We start from the raw sequence: 19,812 nt of genomic DNA, 5'->3' as shown, positions 1-19,812 counted from the left end.
GGAAGCTCCGCTGAAGCAGATCGCGCTGACCGAAGCCCATATTCAGGGCGTGCTCTCCGCCGCCAAGGAAATCGACCCGATCACCGAAAAGATCGACGAGAACGCCAAGCCGGATCCGAAGATTACCGCGCAGCTCGACGGCATCGCCAAGAAGAACGGGTTTGCCAGCTTTGAAGATTACAACATCGTCGTCGACAACATCACCCTGGTGCTAAGCGGGTTCGATCAGGCGACCAAGAAGTATGTCGGCGCCGAAGCGGTTCTCAAGTCAGCAATAGCTCAGGTCCAGGCCGACAAGAAAATGCCGGCCAAGGACAAGAAGGAGGCGCTTGCCGATCTCAACGAGGCGCTGAAATCGCCGCAGCCGGTGATCGAGAACAAGGGCAATATCGAGCTGGTGACGAAGTACTACGACAAGCTCGCCGACGCGCTCAGCGAGGACTAAAGCATTACCGGTTCTAATTGAGCCGAAAGCTCCTGTTTTGACGCGTTTTCTTCCCGCGAAAGTCGCCCAACAAAAAGCCCCGGAGAAATCTCCGGGGCTTCTGTCGTTTTGACTGTAGTGCCTCAGGTCTTGGTGCGCATCCGCATCATGAAGCTGTCGTAGCTCAGTTCGGCCACCTGCATCCACGCCACCGATTCGGCGCGGAACGCGGTCAGGCTGCTGTACATCTTGGCGAAGTGCGGATTTGTCTTGGACAAATCGGCGTAGATCTCGTTCGCCGCATTGTAGCAGGCTTCCAGCACTTCCTGCGGGAACGGCTTCAGGATCGCACCCGCCACCAGGAGCCGCTTCAAGGCTGCCGCGTTGACGTAGTCGTATTTGCCGGTGACCCAGCTGAACGTGTCGTAGGACGCGGTTTCGATCGCGGCCTGATAGTGCTTCGGCAGGGCGTTGAACTTCTCGGTGTTCATGATGTTGTGGCCCTGGCCGGTGCCTTCCCACCAACCCGGATAATAGTAGTACTTCGCGACCTTGACGAAGCCGAGCTTTTCGTCGTCGTAGGGACCGACCCACTCGGCCGCGTCGATGGTGCCCTTTTCGAGCGCCGGATAGATGTCGCCGCCCGCGATCTGCTGCGGTACGCCGCCGACCTTGGCGATGATGGTGCCTGCGAAACCGCCGACGCGGAATTTCAGGCCCTTGAAATCCTCCATCGACTTGATTTCCTTCCGGAACCAGCCGCCCATCTGGGCGCCCGTGCTGCCGGTCGGAACGCCGGTGACCTTATATTCCTTCATCAGGTCGTTCAGCATGTCCATGCCACCGCCGAACCGCATCCACGCGATATGCGCGCGCGTGTTGAGCCCGAACGGCAGCGAGGTGCCGAAGGTGAAGGCAGGATTCTTGCCCCAATAGTAATAAAGCGCCGTGTTGCCCATTTCGACGGTGCCGTTGGAGACGGCGTCGAGCACCTGCAGGCCCGGCACGATTTCGCCGGCGGCGAACGGTTGAATCTGGAATTTGTTGTCGGTGATATCGGCAACGCGCTTGCAGAAAAATTCGCAGCCGCCGTAGAGCGTATCGAGTGCCTTTGGCCAGCTGGCCGCAAGCCGCCACTTAATTTCAGGATTGGATTGCGCGATGGCAGGTGATGCGACCGCAGTCGCAGCGAGGCCGACACCGCCTACTTTGATAAAATCACGACGTTTCATTCGTTTCCCCTTTTGTTTTTTAATACTGACCACGGGACAACGATCTTGATTTGTCGTTTCTGTCCGACGATGGCCGACGTTCGATTGGTGATTGAGATCAATCCTTTCAAACCCGTAGGGCAGGATGACCAATCGGGGGTCGATAATCAAGGGTTCTGGTCCGGCCGCAGCTGCGAACAGCTGCAATAAGTTTACGCAATGGCCGCCCCCTCAATTGCCCGCCTTCACACGACGAAAGGCTAAGACGTAAACTGACGCGACGGGCCTTCGTCTGATAGGAAGGCCGGTAATCGCCGCTGGGAGCCGGAAATGGCAGAGAAGAAGGTCGTGGTCGCGGGCGCCACGGGATTGGTGGGAAATGCCGCATTGCGGCACTTCGGCGCCGCCGGGGGATGCGACGTTCTGGCGCTGTCGCGGCGCAGGCCGCGCGAGCTCTATCGAGCCCGGCACGTTCCGATCGACCTCACCGATCCCGTGCAGTGCCGGCGCGCCGCAACCGAATTGCAGGGCGCCACCCACCTTGTCTACGCCGCGCTCTATGAAGCGCCCAATCTGGTCGACGGCTGGCGCGATCAGGATCAGATCCGCACCAACGATTTGATGCTGCGCAATCTGATGGCCGCGCTCGAACCGGTCGCGCCGCAGCTTCGGCATGTCGCACTTCTGCAAGGCACCAAGGCCTATGGCGTCCACGTCCGCCCGCTCACCGTGCCGGCGCGCGAGGGCCGCTCGGAAATGTACGAGCAGCCGAATTTCTACTGGGCGCAGGAGAATTTCCTGCGTGAGCTGCAGCAGGGCAAAGCCTGGCACTGGAGCATTCTGCGGCCGGTCCTGATCGTCGGTGAGACGATCGGCGGCGCGATGGACCTGATCCCGCCGCTCGGCGTCTATGCCGCCATGTTGCGCGAGCAAGGCCGCCCGCTCGATTATCCCGGCGGCGCCGCGCGGGTTTCGCAAGCGGTCGACGTCGATCTTTTGGCGCGCGCGATCGCCTGGGCCGGCGAGGCGGCCGCCGCGCGCAACGAAGCCTTCAACGTCACCAATGGCGATGTCTTCACCTGGGAGAATGTCTGGCCGGCGATTGCAGACGCGCTTGAGATGAAGCCGGGCAATGCCGTGGCGCTGTCGCTGGCGCGCGAGTATCCCAAATGGATCGCGCCGTGGGACGAGCTGCGACGCAAGCACAATCTGATTTCGCCCGGCCTTGAAGAATTTGTCGGCCTTTCGTTCCAGTACGCCGATTACAGCATGCGCTATGGCCACACCCAGTCGGGGCCGCCCTCGATCGTCTCGACCGTGAAGATCAACCAGGCCGGCTTTACGGAGATGATGGATACCGAGGTGATGTTCCGGAAATGGTTTGGCATCGCGCGATCGAGCCGCTTGCTGCCGTAGCAAATTCGGAGGCTGCGCCGATCCGCGCCAGATGCCGTCATGAATCGTCGAGATAATCAGGAGGCTGCAATGCTGGATCACGTCTCGCTGGGCGTCAGCGATATCGAGCGGTCAAGGAAATTCTACGATCACGCGCTTCGCCCGCTCGGCATCGAGCGCTTGTACGCTGACGGTCCAACCGCCGCCGGCTATGGAGCCGATCGCAAGGCATTCTTCTGGATCGGCGAGAAAAACGCGTCGCAAACCGGCAGCCACGTCGCCTTTGTGGCCCAGGACAGGGAAACCGTGGACCGATTTCACCAGGCCGCGCTCGCAGCCGGGGGACGCGACAACGGGCAGCCGGGGCTGCGCCCGCATTATCATGAAGATTACTACGGCGCGTTCGTGCTCGATCCCGACGGCCACAACATCGAGGCGGTTTGCCGGCGGAAGCAGGCGTGACCCAATCTACGTATTACCCGCCGCCCCGAACTTCGCTTCCATCGCCTTCCGCGTCTTGATGGTGTCATTGCCTTCATCGACCTCGACGTCGCTCCAGCGCACCACGGCGCCATGGGCGACGTTGTTCTTCAGCTTGACGCGATGGGCGAGACCAATCGGCAGCGCGCCGGCTTTGAGGCTGGCGGCTGCCGGCATCAATTTGCCCCATACCGTGTAGCCACCTTCGCCGTCGAGCATTTCGCCGGCGCGCAGGTCGCGTTTCGCGACCGCCGCGACATCGCCGCGAAAACCATGCGGTTGCCCGGTCGGCTCATTGCGCAACGCCGCCGACAGGATCGAGATGTTCAGCTCCAGTCCGATCAGGTGATACGGCTTGTACATCGCAGCAAACCGCCCCGATGCGTCGGTCTTCAGCCCGTACTGCTTGAAACAGTCCGCGGCATAATCGTTCGGTGCTTCCAGCACGACGTAAACGCCCCAGCGCAGATCGCGAAACACCGCCCTGCCGTCACGCTCCAGCGACGACACCACTTCGACCACGCCGGATTTCTCGAGCACGCCGCCTTTGTCGCGCGGCCGCATCACATGCGGCAGGTCGTCGACGCCGCAAGGCGGAAACAGCAAGCCGTCGGTCGGCACGTCGAGCTGGCACGCATTGGCGATCGCCGCCATCTCGATGGCGGATTTGGTGCCGTCGAGAAACGAGTTGAACATCTGCGGATTCATGCCCGCCGATTGCGCCTCATCCGCGGTGAGGCCGTAATGGCCCCAGACGCCTTCCGGCGTCACGTCGTGATAGGCCGGCAGATACTTTGTACCCTTGCCGGCGGCGACGACGCGAAACCCCGTGGCGCGCGCCCAGTCCACCATCTCTGATGTGAGCGCCGGCTGATCGCCATAGGCCAGCGAATAGACCACGCCGGCCTTGCGGGCTTCCTCCGCCAGCAGCGGACCTGCCAGCACATCGGCCTCGACATTGACCATTACGACATGCTTGCCGGCCGCAATCGCCGCGCGCGCATGCCGGATGCCGACGGCCGGATTGCCGGTCGCCTCCACCACGACATCCATCGCGCCGCTGGCGATCGCGCGCAGGCCGTCATCGGTGAAGGCGGTCCGTGCGATCCGTTCCTGGTCCCAGCCGACGGTACGGCACGCCTCGCGCGCGCGGTCGCGGTCGAGATCGATAATCAGCGGCACCTCGAGTCCAGGCGTGTGCGGCACCTGTGCCAGGAACATCGAGCCGAACTTGCCGGCGCCGATCAGCGCGACGCGAACCGGTTTGCCGGCGGCATGGCGGGCCTGGAGGAGGTGGTGGAGATTCATGGCAAATCCGAAAGTTGGCGTGTCCCGGACGCGGTGCAGCGTTCTTCACGCTGCTCCGCAGAGCCGGGACCCATGGAGATAACCGGGCTTGGTTCAAGTACGGGCCCCGGCTCAGCAGCGCATCACCATAGCGCGTCGAAGACGCGCGTAAACGCGCTGATGGTGCTGCGCGGCGTCCGGGGCACGAGAGTGGCCTACGCCGCCTGGCGATGCGCCCGCGCCAATCGCAACAGCGCGTCGTCATCGACGGTCTGGATCGGCGTGAAATCGCGATGGGCGATATATTCCGGCCGCGTCGGGGTGCGGATGTAATTGGAGACCGCATTCAGCGTCAGATAGACGATCTTGCGCGGGTAGGGCGTGATGTTGCCGGCCGAACCGTGCACCAGATTGCCGTGGAACATCAGCATGCCGCCGGCCTTGCCGGTCGGCGCGACGATGCCGCCTTCCTTCACCAGCCTCGTCACCGTGGCCTCGTCCAGCGTCCACAGCGGATAGGAGGTGGTCTCGAGATCGTGCGAGGCCTGCAAGTCGCCGGCGTGCTGGCTCTTGGGCACCAGCATCAGGGGACCGTTGATCGGCATCACCTCGTCGAGGAAGATCGCGATATTCATCGCGCGGGGTTGCGGCATGCCGTCGTCGCGCTTCCAGGTGCCGTAATCCTGATGCCATTGCCAGACATCGCCGGTGAAGGCGGATTTGGCGTTGATCTTGTATTGATGCATGTAGACTTTTTCGCCGAACACCTGCTCGACCGGCTCGATCATGCGCGGATGCGCACCGAGCGCGCCGAACGCCTCGTTGTAGAGATGCGCCGCAAAGGCGGTACGCGGCGCACCGCTCTTCTCGCGCCACACCTCGGGCCGGTCGGCGTCATAGATGCTGACAGCCTCGCGGGCGAGATAGGCCACTTCCTCGGGGCTGAACAGCTCGGGCAGGAACAGCCAGCCTTCGCGGTTGAAATAGTCGATCTGCTCTTGCATGAGTTTCATGTCGTCTCTCCCTTTGTTTTGTTTCTCTCCCTCATGGTGAGGAGCGCGTCTTCGCGCGTCTCGAACCATGAGGCTGCCGGCCCATCCTTCGAGACGCGTCTTTGCCGCTCCTCCAGCAATAACGGCGGAGCCGTTATGCAGGGATGAGGATTCCCTGCTGCTACGCCGCCTTGCTCGTCGCCCTCAGTCTTTCCTCCGTCATCCGTCCTGCCGTCTGCGCATGCGCCAACGCCGCAGCCTCGGCTTCCCCAGCATTGCCGGCCAGAATCTGCACGGCGATCGCCTCGTGTTCGCTCCAGGCGCTGTCGCGGTAATCGAGTTCGGCCAGCACGGTGGCCATCGAGCGGCGCATGTGCGGCCATTGCGGCGCGATCATTTCCTCGATCGCAGGGTTCCCTGCGAGGCGGTAGATCGCGCTGTGAAAGTCGACGTCGAGCGCAATCAGCCGCGCCAGCGGGGTGCCTTGGCCGATGGTCCGGCCGGCCTCCAAGGCCGCTTCCAGCGCCGCCCGTCCGGCCGTGTCGGTCTTCACGCGTCCGGCGGCAAGCCGTGCTGCCAGGGCGTCGATGGCCCCGCGGACCTCGTAGAGCTGGCGGATACGCGCCGGGTCGAGTTCGGTGACCTCAAAGCCGCGGCGGCCGCTCTCGGCCACCAGGCCCTGACGGTGCAGCAGATGAAGGGCGTGGGAAACCGGCTGGCGCGATACGCCAAGCTTCTCGGCCAGCTCGTTCTGGGTGATGCGCTGCCCCGGCGGCAGCGTGCGGTCGATGATCGCCTCGAGGATCCGGGCATAGACCTGGTCGATCAGGTTGGGGAGCGGATCTAACGGGATCATGCCGGCTGTCCAAAGAGGAATACGGAATTCCGTATTCGGTATGGATACTCCCGGCAGGTGACCAGGTCAAGAGGGCCGCTGGCCTTGCCGAAAGCCGCGCAGATTGCGTGGACTACCGGTATCCGGTACTGTCTCCTGTGTGCAGTATGAATGGGACAATGGCAAAGCCGCTGAGAACCTTCGCAAGCACGGCGTGGACTTTGCGGATGCGATTGCTGCCCTCGAAGATGCGAACCGTTTGGAAGAAGTCGACACCCGGTTCGTATACGAAGAGGAGCGAGTTCAGGTCATCGGAATGGCTCGTAGCAACGTCCTGTTTGTGATCACACTGCGTGGCGAAGATAGCTGCAGAATTATATCGGCCCGAAAGCCACACGACATGAACAAGACCGGTACTACGCGGGTGACCACGAAGCCTGGTAGCACATCGCCTCGGAGCGATACCGATTGGACGCGACTCGATGCCGTGACCGATGAGGAAGTCGTGGCCGCTGCACTGTCCGATCCCGACGCCCAGCCGCTCACGCCAGAGCAACTGTCCGGGATGCGCCGGGTGTCGCGCGTAAAGGTGCTTCGACAACGCCTCGGCATGACGCAGATGCAATTTGCTGAGGCCTTCCACCTTCCGATCACCACGCTGCGCGATTGGGAGCAGCGTCGAAGCACGCCGGATGCACCGGCCCGGGCGCTGTTGTTGGCAATCGAACGTGACCCGGAGGTCATGCGCCGGTTGCTGGCAGAAGGAATAGCGTAGAAGGGGTGGCGCAGGTCCGAACCGCTCCTTCCGGTAGTTGCGCTCGGACTTAGAGCACCTCCACATCGAACGTGCCGATCGCTTCCGCGTCCGCCACCGCGTCCACCGCCGATATCCGCTCGCCGCTGATGGTCAGCCGCAGCACGATGCGCATTTCGCCGCCGAGGACGACGGCGACCCCCAGCGCACCATCGACCAGCGCGGGCCTTGCGGCCTGGGCGCGGCCCTTGAAAGTTTCGGCCACCGCCGCAGCACCGCGGATTTCCGGCAGCGAACCCAGCCGCTGGGCGGCCTGGTCGGCACGGAACACCACGTCAGGATCCAGCACCGCGAGCAGCCCTTCGAAGTCACCGCCGCGCGAGGCCGCCAGGAATGCATCGACGATCTGTTTCTGCCGGCTGAAATCGGCGTCCGGCGCGGGCGGGGTGCCCTGCACCCGGCGGCGGGCGCGGCTGGCGAGTTGCCTCGCTGCGGCGGGCGTGCGGCCGACGATCGGCGCGATCTCCTCAAAGGGAACGGCGAACATGTCGTGCAGCACGAAGGCCAGCCGTTCGGCCGGCGCCAGCGTCTCCAGCACCACGAGCAGCGCCGCGCCGACGGAATCGGCCATATCAGCATCGCCCTCGTGTTCGTCGTGGGCGATGGGTTCCGCCACATCCGGGCCCATCGGTTCCTCGCGCCGCGATTTGCGCGACCGCAGCATGTCGAGGCAGACGCGGGCGACCACCGTGGTGAGCCAGCCGCCGAGGTTTTCGACCGCACCGGTATCGGTACGGCCAAGGCGCAACCAGGTCTCCTGCACGGCATCGTCGACCTCAGCGGTCGATCCCAGCATGCGGTAGGCCACCGCCCTCAGATGGGCCCGGTTGGCCTCGAATTTCTCAGCCAGAAACTTTTTCTCGTCCATCGGTCACATTCCCATGTCGTGTCTCGTCATGGCTATGACGAACGAAACCCCGCCGGTGTGACAGAAAATCGGCGCGGTCACGTCAAAACCTAACCAACGGATGGAGAGAGAAATGATGCAGGCTCGAATGAACCACCCAGTCATGGTCGTTCCCGACGCCATGAAGGCGCTGCACTCGCTCGGCGAACTGACCAAGAACAGCTTGCCGGAAAAGCTGCTCGAGCTGGTGCATCTGCGCGCCAGCCAGATCAACGGCTGCAGCGTTTGCGTCGACATGCACCCCAAGATCGCCAAGAAAGCCGGCGAGACCGATGAGCGGCTGTTCGCGGTCGCGGCCTGGCACGACACGCCTTACTTCACGGAAGGCGAGCGGGCCGCATTGGCGCTGACGGAAGCGCTGACCCGCATCAGCGACCGCGCCGATCCGGTGCCGGATGCGATCTGGAATGAGGCCGACAAGCATTTCGACGAGCAGGAGCTTGCAGCGCTGGTCCTGGCGATCGCCAACATCAATGTCTGGAACAGACTCAACGTCGCCGTGCGCCAGCCCGTGGGTGTCTGGAAGGTCTGAGGGGCGGTTACGCCGGGGGCCGGCCCGGAATCCCCGGACATTGGCCTCAATTCCAGTGCGCCCGCTCGTGCTTAATTTACCTGCGCGAGCTAAAGAACAAGCCTGGCCGATCCCGATCGGCCGGGCTTTTTCGTTTGCCTCAGTCATCCATTCCGGTGCCCGTTATGTCAGAGCCCCGAGCCATGTTGCGACCGTCGATCAGGAAGCGAATCCTTGCCATCGCGGTCGGGCTGATCGTCCTGATGGCGATCACATCGGTTTTGTCGACGGTGATGACGCGAAAGGTCGCCCATCAGCTCGACGAACTCTCAACCAAATATGTCGAGGCCTACGGACATCTGGCGCGGATGAATGTCCGCTCGCTGGAGCAGGCGCTGGCGTTGCGCCGCATGGTGATCGCCCGGATGCAGACGCCGCCGGATGAGGCCGGCTTTGCCGAGCGCCAGAAGACCTATGAGGCGAAAGGACAGGATATTGACGAGGAGGCGAAGGCCGCGCGCAAGCTGATCAACGCTATCATCGAAGATACCTCCACGGCTTCCGACAACGCCGGACTTGGCCGGATCGACACTCGCATCGAAAATGCCAACGGCGATCTGCGCCGCTACATGCGGGAGGAATATCTGCGCCTGCTGCCGCTGCTGGAGGCACGCAAATTCACCGAGGCCCAGGCCATCGTGGCACGGGCCGATCAGCTGCGCGACGAGTTCAATCAGAAGGTCGAGGACATCAGGAAGGACATGCTGACGCAAGTTCGCAGCGATGCCGTGGTGACGATGCGCGACCAGCAAAAGACGATCGTGATCTCCGCGATCCTGACCGGGCTTGCAGCTATACTGGGATTGATGTTCGCGATCTTCATCAGCACCGGGATTACCCGGCCCGTGCGGCGGTTGCTGGAGGGCACCCGCGCCGTCGAGGCCGGCCGTCTCGATGGATCGATCGATGTCACCACGCGCGACGAGATCGGCCAGCTCACGTCCGCGTTCAACAACATGGTCGAACAATTGCGCCACAAGGAGAAGATGCGCGAAACCTTCGGCCGCTATATCGACCCGCGCGTTGTCGCGGGGTTGATCGACCGGCAGGCGCAGACCGCAACCGACGGCGAGCGCCGCGTGATGACGGTGCTGTTCTGCGACATGAAGGGATTCACCAGCCTCAGCACGGGCATGACGCCGCAGGGGCTGGTCAAGGTGATGAACCATTACCTGTCGACGATGTCGGGGCCGATCCGCAACCATCACGGCATCATCGATAAATATATCGGCGACGCGATCATGGCCTATTGGGGTCCACCATTCAACGAAGACGGCGAACAGGCGCGGCTGGCCTGTCTGGCCGCGATCGACATGGCCCGCCGCGGGACGGCGTTGCGGACGGAGCTTCCCGAATTGCTCGGCGTGCGCACGGTGCCGAGCGACTGCGACGTCCGTATCGGCGTTGCGACCGGCGAGGTGCTGGTCGGCAGCATCGGTTCGGAATTCATGATGAGCTACACGGTGATGGGCGACGCGGTGAATCTGGCGTCGCGGCTGGAGGGCGCCAACAAGGCCTATGGCAGCCATTGCCTGGTCTCGGCGCCGACCATCGCCGCAGCCGGTGACGGATTGGCGTTTCGCGAGATCGACCGCCTGGTCGTGGTCGGCCAGAGCCAGCCGGAGACGGTGTTCGAGATCATCGGGCGCGAGGACGAACTCACGTCGGAGCAGGTGTCGCTGCTGGACAGCTATTCGAAAGGGCTCGCCGCCTATCGCGAGCGCCGTTGGGACGACGCGCGCCACGCCTTCAGCGCCGGGCTCGAAGCGGTCCCCGCCGACGGTCCGTCCGGGGTATTCATCAAACGCATCGGTGAACTTCAGGCCAGCCCGCCGGCCGCCGATTGGGACGGCGCATGGCGTCTCGATGAAAAGTGATCAACTGGCAGCGCTCACGCCGCCAGGAACTCCATCACAGCCTCGGAGTATTCCTGCGGCGCCTGATCGAAGATCCAGTGGCGGGCGCCGGGGATCACGGCGGTTTTGGCGCCCGGAATATGCTGCGCCAGCACGCGCCAGATCTGCGCCAGCGAGCCCTGGGTGTCGCCGCCGCCGATCAGCAAGGTCGGCATCCCAATCGATTCCGCTTCGCTGCGTGAAAACGGCCGGCGCCTCTCGCCGACCTGGCCGATCAGCGTGAACGCATTGTCGCGGAGCTGCTGTTTGGGCGCAGCCGGCAGCCGCTTCCAGGTGCCCTCGCCATCGATCATGTCGACGATCAGGTCAAGCGCGCCGTCGATATCGCCGCTTTTGACTTTCTCCACCGCGGCCGGAATCCGCGCCGCAATCGCCGACGAACCCGGGCCCGCACCGGCTGAACTGAGCGTGGCGTCGAGGTCGCCGCCGGGCTCGGCGAGCACCAGCTTGCGCAATAGATCCGGCCGCTGCTCGGCGACGCGAAAGGCGATATGTCCGCCGCGGGAATGTCCCATCAGGTCAACGGGACCGAGTTTCAGTTGCTCGATGAAGCCGATGACGTCGGAGACGTGCTGCGCCATCAGATAGTCGTTGCCGACGCCGTCCCAGTGCTCCGGGAAGAAGTGCCGCAGGCTGAGCGAGATCACGCGGTGTTTTTTCGACAGCGGCCCGAGCACCGGATACCAGGTGCGGAAATCGCCGAGCGTGCCGTGGACGCAGACGAGCGGCCGGCCCTTTCCGACGTCGAGATAGGCGATGTCATAGCCGTTGACGGTAAGCGTCTGCATGGGATCAAGCCTCTGCCAGGAACGCGAGCACGATCTCGCAATATTTCTGTGGCGCCTGTTCGAACATCGGATGCGTGGTGCGGGGGATCATCTCGGTGCGCGACCCCGCAACGTTCGCGGCGAGCGCGCGCAGCACCAGCGGAATCGCGCCCCGGGTGTTGGCGCCGCCGATGAACATCGTCGGCGTCTTGATCGCTTCGGCATCCGCCCTGGAGAAGGGCGGGCGCGCGTCGCGCATCTGGCCGATCAGCGTGGTGGCGTTGTCGCGCAGCAATTGCTTTGGCGTCGCCGGCAGGCGCTTCCAGGCGCCGGGGCCTTCCAGCGCGTCGATGAAGATGGCAAGCCCGCCATCGATATCCCCCTTGGCGATGACTTCCGCGGAGGCCGCAATCCGGGCCGCGATTGGGGAGGGGCCGGGCTTGTAGGCGGGATCGAGCGAGGCGTCGAGTTCGCCGCCGGGCTCGGCCAGGATCAGTTTGCGCAACAGGTCCGGCCGGCGCTGGGCGACGCGAAACGCGATGTGCCCGCCGCGGGAGTGGCCCATCAGATCGACCGGTCCGAGGTTCAGTTGCTCGATGAAGCCGATCACGTCATCGACATGCTGCGCGATCGAATAGGTATCGCCGATTCCGTCCCAATGATCCGGGAAGAAGTGCCGCAACGACGGCGCGATCACGCGGTGTTTTTTCGACAGCAGCCCCATCACCGACGACCAGATCCGGAAGTCGCACAGCGAGCCGTGCACGCACACCAGCGGCGGGCCGTCACCGGCCTCGAGATAGGCCATGTCGAAGCCGTTGACGGGGAGGGTCTGCATACGGGGCTCGGTGTGCGGGGCGGGGCCATTGAATGGCGCGGTGAATATCCCACATCATCGGAAGTTGTTTATGCCGTCAAGTTCCCTCAGGTTTCGGGTGGATAGCAACAATCTCCAAGCCTAGATTTGAGACCAGCATCAAGCTCAAACTATCGGAGCGAGAGGATCTGGAGCGAGATCATGACCGAACAGCAATTTGCGATATTCGACACCCCGATCGGCCGCTGCGGGATCGTGTGGGGCGAGCGCGGCATTGTGTCGGTGCAACTGCCGATGGGCGACGAGAAGAAGACCCGCACCCGCCTGCAGCAGCGCCATGGCGACATCGACGAGGCGCAGCCGCCAGCCAAGGTGCAGTCCGCCATCGAGGGGATTGTCGAGCTGTTGGCCGGCAAGCCGAACGACCTGGCGGACGTCGTGCTCGACCTCGACGGCGTGCCCGAATTCAACCGCGGCGTCTACGACATCGCGCGCACCATTCCGCCGGGCAAGACCATGACCTATGGCGATATCGCGAAAAAGCTCGGCGGTGTCGAGCTATCGCGCGACGTCGGCCAGGCGCTCGGCCGCAACCCCTGTCCGATCGTGGTGCCCTGTCACCGCGTGCTGGCGGCGGGCAACAAGCCGGGCGGCTTCTCCGCCAATGGCGGCGTGGTGACGAAATTGAAGATGCTGGCGATCGAAGGCGCTGTCGTGAACCACACGCCGAACCTGTTCGATTGAGAATAGCTGTTAGCGTCGCTCTTGGGCAGTGCCCGGTGCTCGGGGTGACTCGGCGGCCACGCCGAAAGTTGCTGCGTACAGCGACCTCAATTAAGGCGCTGCTTTGCGTGCTTCTCCATCCATGCAATCGCCAATGGTGGATCAGTCCTCAGCTTGCCTATGAGGTTTCTAATCTCCTCAATTCCATCCTTCTGGTAGACGGTTTCGATTGTCTCTGCTCCGGCATAGGGCCATTCAGGATAGGAGCCGGCGCTGACGTACTGCCCGATCATTGAGGACAACGGCTGATTGTCGCGGGCCATGTGGACCTGCATCCAGGCAGCGAGAGCTTCGTTAACGGGCTTCGCGGCATTCCATTGCTCCAGAAAATTCGGTCCGGGAGGCGGCTTCCCATTGCTCATGGGCGCGGTCTCCAGGAACGCATGGAAGTGTTCGTGGACGAGAATGCTGCGAAGAAACAGTCGGGCGACGTTCTGTTTTTGGTGCTTCGTGAGCGTAGCACGAAAATCGTCGAGCGCATTGCCGCAAAGCAGAACGCGGTCGGTGTTTGGTAACATCAGTTCGCTGCGTAAGCCCCATTCCAGCATCCTGGCTTGCAAGTCTGCGTCAACCTTTGCAACCTTGGCTGGAGCAAAAATGCCGTAGGTCGGCACGTCGCTCGCGATGAAGCGATCGACCCGGATTCGACCGCTGAGAATGGCTCTTGCCCGGGCCCATGCAACGTTTAGCAATTCGATGAAACCACTGATCGGACCGTTGAGCTTGGCATCTTTGCCACCCTCCATGTCGTAAGATTCGGTTTCCGAGGCGGTTAGGTTGTTGCGCAGGCCCAGGGCCTCTATTCGCCGCCATGCCGGCATTGGAATGGTATAGCCGACCTGAACGGTTTCATCCCCGGCCTCTCGGATTCGCTGTTTCAACACCGTAGTTATTGCACCGAAGAAGACGTCTGCGAATGCGAAGAATTTTTGCTCCGGCTCAACACCCGGCAAATCGAGGTTCAGCAACTCTGCGTGAGCGGAGCGCCATCCCACGCCTGCGTCCAGCTCGCGCAAGATAAAATCGATCGTTGTTGCGAACTGCCCCTTTAGCGCGTGGATTATTGCGTCGGCGATGTGGACGGCGGACTGGAAACGGCTGGGTAGGGCTGGAGGTTCGAGGCGATCCGTACAGCCGACCAACACCGGCTCTATGAACCTCCATAGTTTAAGAAGGGCGTTGCGGAACGCAACGCCGCTGGCATCCAGATATTGGAACGAAAACTTCAACCCCATTGGCTCGAGTTCGGCTTGCCAATCCATCCAGATTTCGGAACTCCACAGATAGCTTTTTAGATTCGTACTGCTGCTCGCGGTGTCCGCAGCCAGGGCCGTCTCGACGACAGACGCTGCGGCGTCATGAAGGGACAGGATCTCGTTGAGTTTGTTGCGATTGCCAGGGCTCACCCAGGCGGGTTGAAGCCAGGAGCGCGGGTGTCCCTCGGAAATCCGGCGCAAGGCCTCAAATGAGGTGCTGTTCAGTCCAGCGTGTTGCGCGATTGCGACACCCGCGTCCGAGCCATCCCAGAAGGTGTTCACGTGGAAGGCAACTGTGATGCTGCCGATGATGCTCGACCAATCAAGCAGGGCTTTCTGGCGCTGATGGTCGAGAGGTTCATAGTCGACAGTTTGTGTCGCTCGGATACTGCGGACCGTGTATTCGTCCACAAGCAATGTCGGTACCGGATAATATCGCGCCGCTGTGGTCTGTTCGATGAAATCGACGGCGAAGGAGGTGTCCGCCGTGATTTCGTGACAGACATTGATTGAGGTTCCCGGCAAAAGGGGCAGAACGTCAACGGGTATTTTAGCTGCACCGGTAAGCGGGACGTCGCGGTCGCTTCGCGACGGAAGGTCCGTGGATGGGTTTTTCAGCCAATCGAGATCCAGAAACGTGAAGTTTAGCGAAGCCAGTTGCGGAGGCAGAGGGGGCGGTGGCTCGATCCAATAAGTTGGCCGTATGAAGCCTTCCCCCCGGTCGCCTTGAAGCGAGATGGCTTCCACAATTTCGTCCTGAACAGGCCGCGAAACGCTCGAGTCGTTGGACCAAAAAAGCTGGAACGCGTCTGCGCGAGCCATCAAGGCGCGGATCGCGGGACGCCAGGCTTGTCCTGCAATCAAAGCGTCCTTGTCGATTACCGTGTAGATGCCGAGGCCGGAATACACGCTGGCGCAGGCCTTGACGACATCCAAGTTCGTTCGGGCGTATGACGCGAAAACAGTCTTGAACGGCCCGCAAACACTTGTTTTTGATTCACTATTGCCTGGCCGCGGGTCGGAGGTTGGACGAACGAGGATCGACAGTGGTACCCGCGCAATGGGAAGGCCCCTGACCGCGACTTCGACCTCGCCGAGGATTGGCCCCGACGTTGCACGGCCTGGACGAATCCGAAACTCGTGGCTCTCAATGTCCTCGTACCAATTGATTGTTGCGGCGGGTGGATTGATAACGAAGTCTTCGATCCGAGGCGTGAGTGTGAGGGTGGTACCGCGTGGGAAACGGCTTGACCCAGGCATGGACGGACTAAGCACCTCGGACCCCTTGAGCCGGCCCAGACCCAGAGCGCGACTGCGAGCCTCGTCTCCCAGCGCCGACAGATGTACATACACCAACAAGGAGGCCCAATTGTCCTGGGCGAGCTCGCCTGGATAGGCTGCGGTGAAACTGACATCCTCCGCTGGGGCCACGGACGGTGTTGCCTGCATCGCGGTATCGAGGTTGGTTTGGGCTTGAGCCGCAGCCGCGACGTCGGACCGCATCTCCTCGCCGATATCGCCAATTGCCTTGCCCAGTTCGGACACGGAAGTCACTCCGGAAACACTGCCGAGTCCCCCGATCACACGCCGGATCAGTTCTTCACCTGGTTCACTCGGATCGATGAGAATGGCGTCGATTGGGACTCGTCGCTTCCTGAGTTCGGCGGCCGCGGACTCGGCTGCGTCGACGCTTGATAAGCCGTCCGAAGTCAATAGTACCCGGATAAGGGGTTGGTCGGGATGAGCATCCACGTGGCGGCTCACAGCGGTAAGCGCTGCCGCAATATCCGTGCCGCCCCCAGCTTTGACGGTCGCGAGCGTCGCTTCTATTTTGCTGTTTTGAGACGATAGGCCTTCGTAGATTAGTTCGGCTTCATCTCTGAAGACGAAGATCGCGGTTTCGGTCGCCTGACCCAATCCTCGCATGTGAAGAATAAGCGATTCTTTTGCGGCATCAATCTTCACGGTGCTCTTGCTTTGCCGCGTGCGGGCCGCGAACTCGCTGGTGCTGCTGAATGGATCCGCCATCGAACCAGATGCGTCGAGAAGTATGAGCCACATGTCCGTCGCCCTCGCTGTGAAATCAGCTTCAAAGCTCCTATCCGATTACGACGAACATGATAACCGCTCCACTCGCACAACGCGACGAATATTTGTCTTACAACTCGCTTTTCATCAGGGTCGAGGGGCAGATTGGTTCTGGATTCTTTGCCATCAACACAATTTGAAGAAGCCTATCCACGAAGTCTTGGTAGGTTTGATCGACAACCGCTGACTGCTGACGATCGGATAGTCCAAACAGCGTGGCGCCACAAAGCATGGCTGACCTGATCACAGGATTGATCGGCGCGCTGTTCGAAGAGTTGTTTGCCGCTACTGGCAGAAGGCTGCTCGGTCCGCTTGGATGGCGGCGCCCTCCCGACATCATGTGTGTCTTTACCGGCTTGTTGTTCTGGATCGTAGCCGGGGTGCTCGCGTACGCCATGCTGCACCGGTGAAGCGAAAGCAGGCTAAGATCAAAGCGACGCGATGCTGGCTCTTTGAGATCCTGGTCTACCGCCCCTTGAAGTTCGGCGGGCGCTTCTCGTTGAACGCCAGTACGCCTTCGCGGCGGTCCTCGGTCGGGACCATCCGGTTATAGGCCTCGATCTCGAGCGCGAGGCCGTCGCGCAGCGATGACTGCAGGCCGCGGTGGATCGCAAGCTTTGCTTGACGGACCGAGATCGGCGCGTTGCGGGCAATGAGCGACGCGGTCGCCAGCGCTTCCGGCAATAGATCGGCTTGCGGAAACACTTCGTTCACAAGCCCCCAGTCGCGCGCCTGCGCTGCCGTAAACGGTTTGCCGGTCAATATCAATTCCTTGGCGCGGCGCTCGCCGACCGCGCGGGGCAGGGTTTGCGTGCCGCCGCCGCCGGGCATGATGCCGAGCGTGACCTCGGTCAGCGCAAAGCGTGCGGTTTCGGCGGCGTAGAGGAAATCGCAAGCGCCGGCGATCTCGCAGCCGCCGCCATAGGCCGCGCCATTGACGGCGCCGATGATCGGGACCGGGCAGTCGATCAGCGCCCGCACCATCCGCTCGAAGATGACGTGCTGGCGCGTCCATTGCTCGTCGGTCATGCCGCGGCGCTCTTTCAGGTCGCCGCCCGCACAAAAGGCCTTGTCGCCGGAGCCGGTCAGGACGATGCAGCGCAGATTGGCCGGATCGAGCGCGACATCCTCGAAACAGCGCACGAGATCGCGGCCCATCTGGGTGTTGAGCGCATTGGAGGCGTCCGGCCGGTTCAGCCGTACGATCGTCACGTGCTCGTCCACTCGCTCCAGCGCGAGGGTTTCGAAGGCGGGTGTTTCGATGGGCGCGGTCATATCGCCTCGCAGGTAAACCCGTTGCCGGCGCGGCGGATTTTCCCCACGGACGGTGAGGGGAAATGCGCGGTGCAGCACAGCGTGTCGGTGTCGCAATAGCGTTCGAGGAAACTGCGGCGCGTGACGCCCGCCTGCGCCTGGTCGACGTCGAACTTGACCGACATCTCCGGGTAGCGCGTCTGCAGCGGCGAGTGCATCAGATCGCCCGAGAATACCGCATCGTCCTTGCCGCGGCCGAAGGTGAAGGCGAGATGGCCGGGGGTGTGGCCCGGCGTCGGCAACAGGCGCGCGTGGTCGCCGATCGCAAAATCGTCGCGCACGATCTCGGCTTGTCCGGCTTCGACCACCGGCAACACGCTGTCGCCGAACGGCGGCACTGGCGTCTTGGCGTGCGTCTCGGTCCAGTAGTCAAATTCGGCCTTGCCGAAAATGTGACGCGCCTTCGGGAAGGTCGGCACCCAGCGGCCGTTTTCCAGCCGCGTGTTCCAGCCGACATGGTCGACATGCAGATGCGTGCACATGACATAGTCGATATCGCCGACCGAAAATCCCGCCGCGGCAAGCCCTCGGATATAAGTGTCGTCGGTCTTCATGTTCCATTTCGGACGCAGCGGCCGCGGCTTGTCATTGCCGATGCAGCTGTCGATCAGGATGGTGTGGTGCGGCGTCTTCACGATGTAGGACTGGAAACACAGGATCAGCACGTCCTCGGCGTCGAGCGCGCCGGCCTTCTGCATCCAGCCGCGGTTTTCCGCCAGCACTTCCGGCGTCAGTCCCGGCAGCATCTCCAGCGCCGGCACGAAGGTGGTTTCCTGCTCGATGATGCGGTGAATGGTGAGATCGCCGACGGTGAATTTCAGGCTCATGGTTTTTCCTTGTTCTTGCTGTCGCGAACGGCGGGAAGGATGTAGTTCGCCATCATGTCGAGTGCGCCGTCACCCTGGCCCGGCCGAAAGTAAAGCCCGGAAGTCGTCATCACCACAAGGTCGCGGTCGGGCACGATGAAAAGCCGCTGGCCGCCGAGGCCCATCGCGGCAATCCATTTCACTTCCTCTTGCTGCGCGATCGAACGGCCCATCCACCATTGCTGGCCATAGAAGAACAGCCCGCTGAAATAGCCGATCGCCTGAAAGCGCGGCCGCACCGATTGCGCGATCCATTCGGGCGAGATGATCTGTTTGCCGCCCCACGTGCCGCGATTGAGCATGAGCTGGCCGAGCTTGGCGGCATCGCGCGGTCGCATGCGAAGACCGACGGCGGAGGCGATCTTGCCGTTCTTCGCATAGGTCATCCATTCCACGTCGGTAATGTCCAGCGGCTGGAACAGAACCTCGCGCGCGAACGCTTCCAGCGGCTTGCCGGAGACGCGTTCGAGGATATTGCCGAGCAAGTCCGTCCCGCCGCCATTATAGGTCCACACGACGTCCGGCGGCTTTGCGATCGGCTTCGACAGGATATAGCGGATCGGGTCGCTCTCGCTGCCGAGATGCGGCTCGTCGTTCTTCGGATCATTCCAGGCGCGGTTCTCGTCCCATTGCATGCCGGACGACATCGTCAGCAGATGGCGCAGCGTGACCTGGTCCCAGCCCGGCGATTTGACGGAAGCATATTCCGGATAGAATTTGACGACGGGCTCGTCCGCGCTCGCGATCAGCTTGCGCTCGATCGCGATGCCGACCAAGAGCGAGATCACGCTCTTCGAGGCCGAGCGCATGTCGTGCCTGGTGCTGGCGTCGAACGCGTGCTGGCCGCCGCCCTGGCCCCAGGGCTCGTCATAGCCGGCGAAATATTGTTCGAACACCAGCTTGCCGTGGCGGAGGATGACCACGGCGTGGACGTTGGCCTGCGTTTCCTTCAGCCGCGCTGCGATGGTGCAGAGCCGCGCGCCGTCGAGGCCGACGCTTTCGGGAGAGGCGATGGCCCAGCCATCGTCGAGGGTGGTGGGCGTTCCGCATGCCATGCCGGTTTGTCCCTGCGCTTGCGGCCACGTCCAG

The 19,812-nt window shown here is 62.5% G+C and carries 19 protein-coding genes (1 of these 19 cut by a window edge); 8 read left to right on the top strand and 11 right to left on the bottom strand.

From position 1 onward, the window contains the following. Positions 1 to 445, top strand: the 3' portion of a protein-coding gene (locus JQ609_RS19690; RefSeq protein WP_409411191.1) for a hypothetical protein. Its footprint begins 95 nt before the window's first position; 445 of the gene's 540 nt are visible here — the last part of the coding sequence; its start codon lies beyond the left edge, outside the window; it ends in the stop codon at positions 443 to 445. Positions 446 to 567: 122 nt separating this feature from the next. Here the strand turns inward: JQ609_RS19690 and JQ609_RS19685 are convergent, their stop codons facing one another. Then, positions 568 to 1,656, bottom strand: coding sequence for a TRAP transporter substrate-binding protein (locus JQ609_RS19685; protein WP_212213991.1), 1,089 nt, complete (start codon positions 1,654 to 1,656; stop codon positions 568 to 570). A 309-nt stretch (positions 1,657 to 1,965) separates the two neighbouring features. On the opposite strand from JQ609_RS19685, the gene JQ609_RS19680 reads away from it, so the two are divergent. Together JQ609_RS19680 and JQ609_RS19675 are read left to right on the top strand one after the other, a co-directional pair. Next, entirely contained in the window at positions 1,966 to 3,051 is a 1,086-nt protein-coding gene (locus JQ609_RS19680; RefSeq protein WP_212274602.1) for an NAD-dependent epimerase/dehydratase family protein, read from the top strand. Positions 3,052 to 3,120: 69 nt separating this feature from the next. Beyond that, on the top strand, positions 3,121 to 3,492 hold the full coding sequence (locus tag JQ609_RS19675; protein WP_212274601.1) for a VOC family protein: 372 nt from the start codon (positions 3,121 to 3,123) through the stop codon (positions 3,490 to 3,492). A gap of 6 nt (positions 3,493 to 3,498) precedes the next feature. On the opposite strand, the gene JQ609_RS19670 is transcribed toward JQ609_RS19675, so the two are convergent. From JQ609_RS19670 to JQ609_RS19660, 3 genes are all read right to left on the bottom strand, one after another. Next, positions 3,499 to 4,818: an NAD(P)H-dependent oxidoreductase gene (locus JQ609_RS19670; protein ID WP_212274600.1), complete on the bottom strand. Its 1,320-nt coding sequence runs from the start codon at positions 4,816 to 4,818 to the stop codon at positions 3,499 to 3,501. A gap of 194 nt (positions 4,819 to 5,012) precedes the next feature. Further along, a complete protein-coding gene (locus tag JQ609_RS19665) occupies positions 5,013 to 5,810 on the bottom strand; it encodes a phytanoyl-CoA dioxygenase family protein (RefSeq protein WP_212274599.1) in 798 nt (265 codons plus the stop codon). Between the two features lie 160 nt (positions 5,811 to 5,970). Then, positions 5,971 to 6,645, bottom strand: a complete 675-nt coding sequence (locus tag JQ609_RS19660) for a GntR family transcriptional regulator (RefSeq protein WP_212274598.1) — start codon at positions 6,643 to 6,645, stop codon at positions 5,971 to 5,973. Between the two features lie 103 nt (positions 6,646 to 6,748). On the opposite strand from JQ609_RS19660, the gene JQ609_RS35800 reads away from it, so the two are divergent. After that, the gene (locus JQ609_RS35800; RefSeq protein ID WP_212274597.1) at positions 6,749 to 7,399 is read left to right on the top strand and encodes a BrnT family toxin; all 651 of its coding nucleotides are present in this window, start codon (positions 6,749 to 6,751) and stop codon (positions 7,397 to 7,399) included. A 49-nt stretch (positions 7,400 to 7,448) separates the two neighbouring features. Here JQ609_RS35800 and JQ609_RS19650 read toward each other — a convergent pair whose 3' ends face one another. Then, complete coding sequence (locus JQ609_RS19650) at positions 7,449 to 8,306, bottom strand: sigma-70 family RNA polymerase sigma factor (RefSeq protein WP_212274596.1); 858 nt, start codon at positions 8,304 to 8,306, stop codon at positions 7,449 to 7,451. A 115-nt stretch (positions 8,307 to 8,421) separates the two neighbouring features. Between JQ609_RS19650 and JQ609_RS19645 the strand changes: the two genes are divergently transcribed. Both JQ609_RS19645 and JQ609_RS19640 read left to right on the top strand, forming a co-directional pair. Next, the gene (locus JQ609_RS19645; RefSeq protein ID WP_212274619.1) at positions 8,422 to 8,877 is read left to right on the top strand and encodes a carboxymuconolactone decarboxylase family protein; all 456 of its coding nucleotides are present in this window, start codon (positions 8,422 to 8,424) and stop codon (positions 8,875 to 8,877) included. A gap of 182 nt (positions 8,878 to 9,059) precedes the next feature. Continuing rightward, entirely contained in the window at positions 9,060 to 10,793 is a 1,734-nt protein-coding gene (locus JQ609_RS19640; RefSeq protein WP_212274595.1) for an adenylate/guanylate cyclase domain-containing protein, read from the top strand. Positions 10,794 to 10,807: 14 nt separating this feature from the next. Here the strand turns inward: JQ609_RS19640 and JQ609_RS19635 are convergent, their stop codons facing one another. Further along, the gene (locus tag JQ609_RS19635) at positions 10,808 to 11,620 is read right to left on the bottom strand and encodes an alpha/beta fold hydrolase (RefSeq protein ID WP_212274594.1); all 813 of its coding nucleotides are present in this window, start codon (positions 11,618 to 11,620) and stop codon (positions 10,808 to 10,810) included. A gap of 4 nt (positions 11,621 to 11,624) precedes the next feature. After that, positions 11,625 to 12,437 carry an alpha/beta fold hydrolase gene (locus JQ609_RS19630; protein WP_212274593.1) on the bottom strand — a complete coding sequence of 271 codons (813 nt, stop codon included), beginning with the start codon at positions 12,435 to 12,437 and terminating at the stop codon, positions 11,625 to 11,627. A 180-nt stretch (positions 12,438 to 12,617) separates the two neighbouring features. Between JQ609_RS19630 and JQ609_RS19625 the strand changes: the two genes are divergently transcribed. Then, on the top strand, positions 12,618 to 13,160 hold the full coding sequence (locus JQ609_RS19625; protein WP_212274592.1) for a methylated-DNA--[protein]-cysteine S-methyltransferase: 543 nt from the start codon (positions 12,618 to 12,620) through the stop codon (positions 13,158 to 13,160). A gap of 86 nt (positions 13,161 to 13,246) precedes the next feature. Here JQ609_RS19625 and JQ609_RS19620 read toward each other — a convergent pair whose 3' ends face one another. Then, positions 13,247 to 16,516: a VWA domain-containing protein gene (locus JQ609_RS19620; RefSeq protein WP_212274591.1), complete on the bottom strand. Its 3,270-nt coding sequence runs from the start codon at positions 16,514 to 16,516 to the stop codon at positions 13,247 to 13,249. A 257-nt stretch (positions 16,517 to 16,773) separates the two neighbouring features. Between JQ609_RS19620 and JQ609_RS19615 the strand changes: the two genes are divergently transcribed. Further along, positions 16,774 to 16,953 carry a hypothetical protein gene (locus JQ609_RS19615; RefSeq protein WP_212274590.1) on the top strand — a complete coding sequence of 60 codons (180 nt, stop codon included), beginning with the start codon at positions 16,774 to 16,776 and terminating at the stop codon, positions 16,951 to 16,953. A 55-nt stretch (positions 16,954 to 17,008) separates the two neighbouring features. On the opposite strand, the gene JQ609_RS19610 is transcribed toward JQ609_RS19615, so the two are convergent. The 3 genes from JQ609_RS19610 to JQ609_RS19600 are packed head-to-tail and all read right to left on the bottom strand — an operon-like array spanning position 17,009 to position 19,778. Then, on the bottom strand, positions 17,009 to 17,818 hold the full coding sequence (locus tag JQ609_RS19610; RefSeq protein ID WP_212274589.1) for an enoyl-CoA hydratase/isomerase family protein: 810 nt from the start codon (positions 17,816 to 17,818) through the stop codon (positions 17,009 to 17,011). Further along, on the bottom strand, positions 17,815 to 18,684 hold the full coding sequence (locus JQ609_RS19605; protein WP_212274588.1) for an MBL fold metallo-hydrolase: 870 nt from the start codon (positions 18,682 to 18,684) through the stop codon (positions 17,815 to 17,817). Before JQ609_RS19605 ends, JQ609_RS19610 begins: the two co-directional genes overlap by 4 nt. Further along, entirely contained in the window at positions 18,681 to 19,778 is a 1,098-nt protein-coding gene (locus JQ609_RS19600; RefSeq protein WP_249128200.1) for a serine hydrolase, read from the bottom strand. The genes JQ609_RS19605 and JQ609_RS19600 overlap by 4 nt, the downstream gene beginning before the upstream one ends. Positions 19,779 to 19,812: the final 34 nt, after the last annotated feature.

This window comes from Bradyrhizobium sp. AUGA SZCCT0169 (genome assembly GCF_018130085.1).
Taxonomy (GTDB): domain Bacteria; phylum Pseudomonadota; class Alphaproteobacteria; order Rhizobiales; family Xanthobacteraceae; genus Bradyrhizobium.
The sequence above is the reverse complement of the archived record's forward strand: the minus strand, read 5'-3'. Positions and strand labels throughout refer to the sequence as shown.

Coding starts and splice junctions, on each gene's coding strand:
- JQ609_RS19680 (WP_212274602.1), top strand. CDS start 1,966: ATGGCAGAGAAGAAGGTCGTGGTCGCGGGCGCCACGGGATTGGTGGGA.
- JQ609_RS19630 (WP_212274593.1), bottom strand. CDS start 12,437: ATGCAGACCCTCCCCGTCAACGGCTTCGACATGGCCTATCTCGAGGCC.
- JQ609_RS19600 (WP_249128200.1), bottom strand. CDS start 19,778: ATGGCATGCGGAACGCCCACCACCCTCGACGATGGCTGGGCCATCGCC.
- JQ609_RS19645 (WP_212274619.1), top strand. CDS start 8,422: ATGCAGGCTCGAATGAACCACCCAGTCATGGTCGTTCCCGACGCCATG.
- JQ609_RS19665 (WP_212274599.1), bottom strand. CDS start 5,810: ATGAAACTCATGCAAGAGCAGATCGACTATTTCAACCGCGAAGGCTGG.
- JQ609_RS19670 (WP_212274600.1), bottom strand. CDS start 4,818: ATGAATCTCCACCACCTCCTCCAGGCCCGCCATGCCGCCGGCAAACCG.
- JQ609_RS19615 (WP_212274590.1), top strand. CDS start 16,774: ATGGCTGACCTGATCACAGGATTGATCGGCGCGCTGTTCGAAGAGTTG.
- JQ609_RS19610 (WP_212274589.1), bottom strand. CDS start 17,818: ATGACCGCGCCCATCGAAACACCCGCCTTCGAAACCCTCGCGCTGGAG.
- JQ609_RS19605 (WP_212274588.1), bottom strand. CDS start 18,684: ATGAGCCTGAAATTCACCGTCGGCGATCTCACCATTCACCGCATCATC.
- JQ609_RS19685 (WP_212213991.1), bottom strand. CDS start 1,656: ATGAAACGTCGTGATTTTATCAAAGTAGGCGGTGTCGGCCTCGCTGCG.
- JQ609_RS19650 (WP_212274596.1), bottom strand. CDS start 8,306: ATGGACGAGAAAAAGTTTCTGGCTGAGAAATTCGAGGCCAACCGGGCC.
- JQ609_RS19675 (WP_212274601.1), top strand. CDS start 3,121: ATGCTGGATCACGTCTCGCTGGGCGTCAGCGATATCGAGCGGTCAAGG.
- JQ609_RS19635 (WP_212274594.1), bottom strand. CDS start 11,620: ATGCAGACGCTTACCGTCAACGGCTATGACATCGCCTATCTCGACGTC.
- JQ609_RS19625 (WP_212274592.1), top strand. CDS start 12,618: ATGACCGAACAGCAATTTGCGATATTCGACACCCCGATCGGCCGCTGC.
- JQ609_RS19620 (WP_212274591.1), bottom strand. CDS start 16,516: ATGTGGCTCATACTTCTCGACGCATCTGGTTCGATGGCGGATCCATTC.
- JQ609_RS19660 (WP_212274598.1), bottom strand. CDS start 6,645: ATGATCCCGTTAGATCCGCTCCCCAACCTGATCGACCAGGTCTATGCC.
- JQ609_RS19640 (WP_212274595.1), top strand. CDS start 9,060: ATGTTGCGACCGTCGATCAGGAAGCGAATCCTTGCCATCGCGGTCGGG.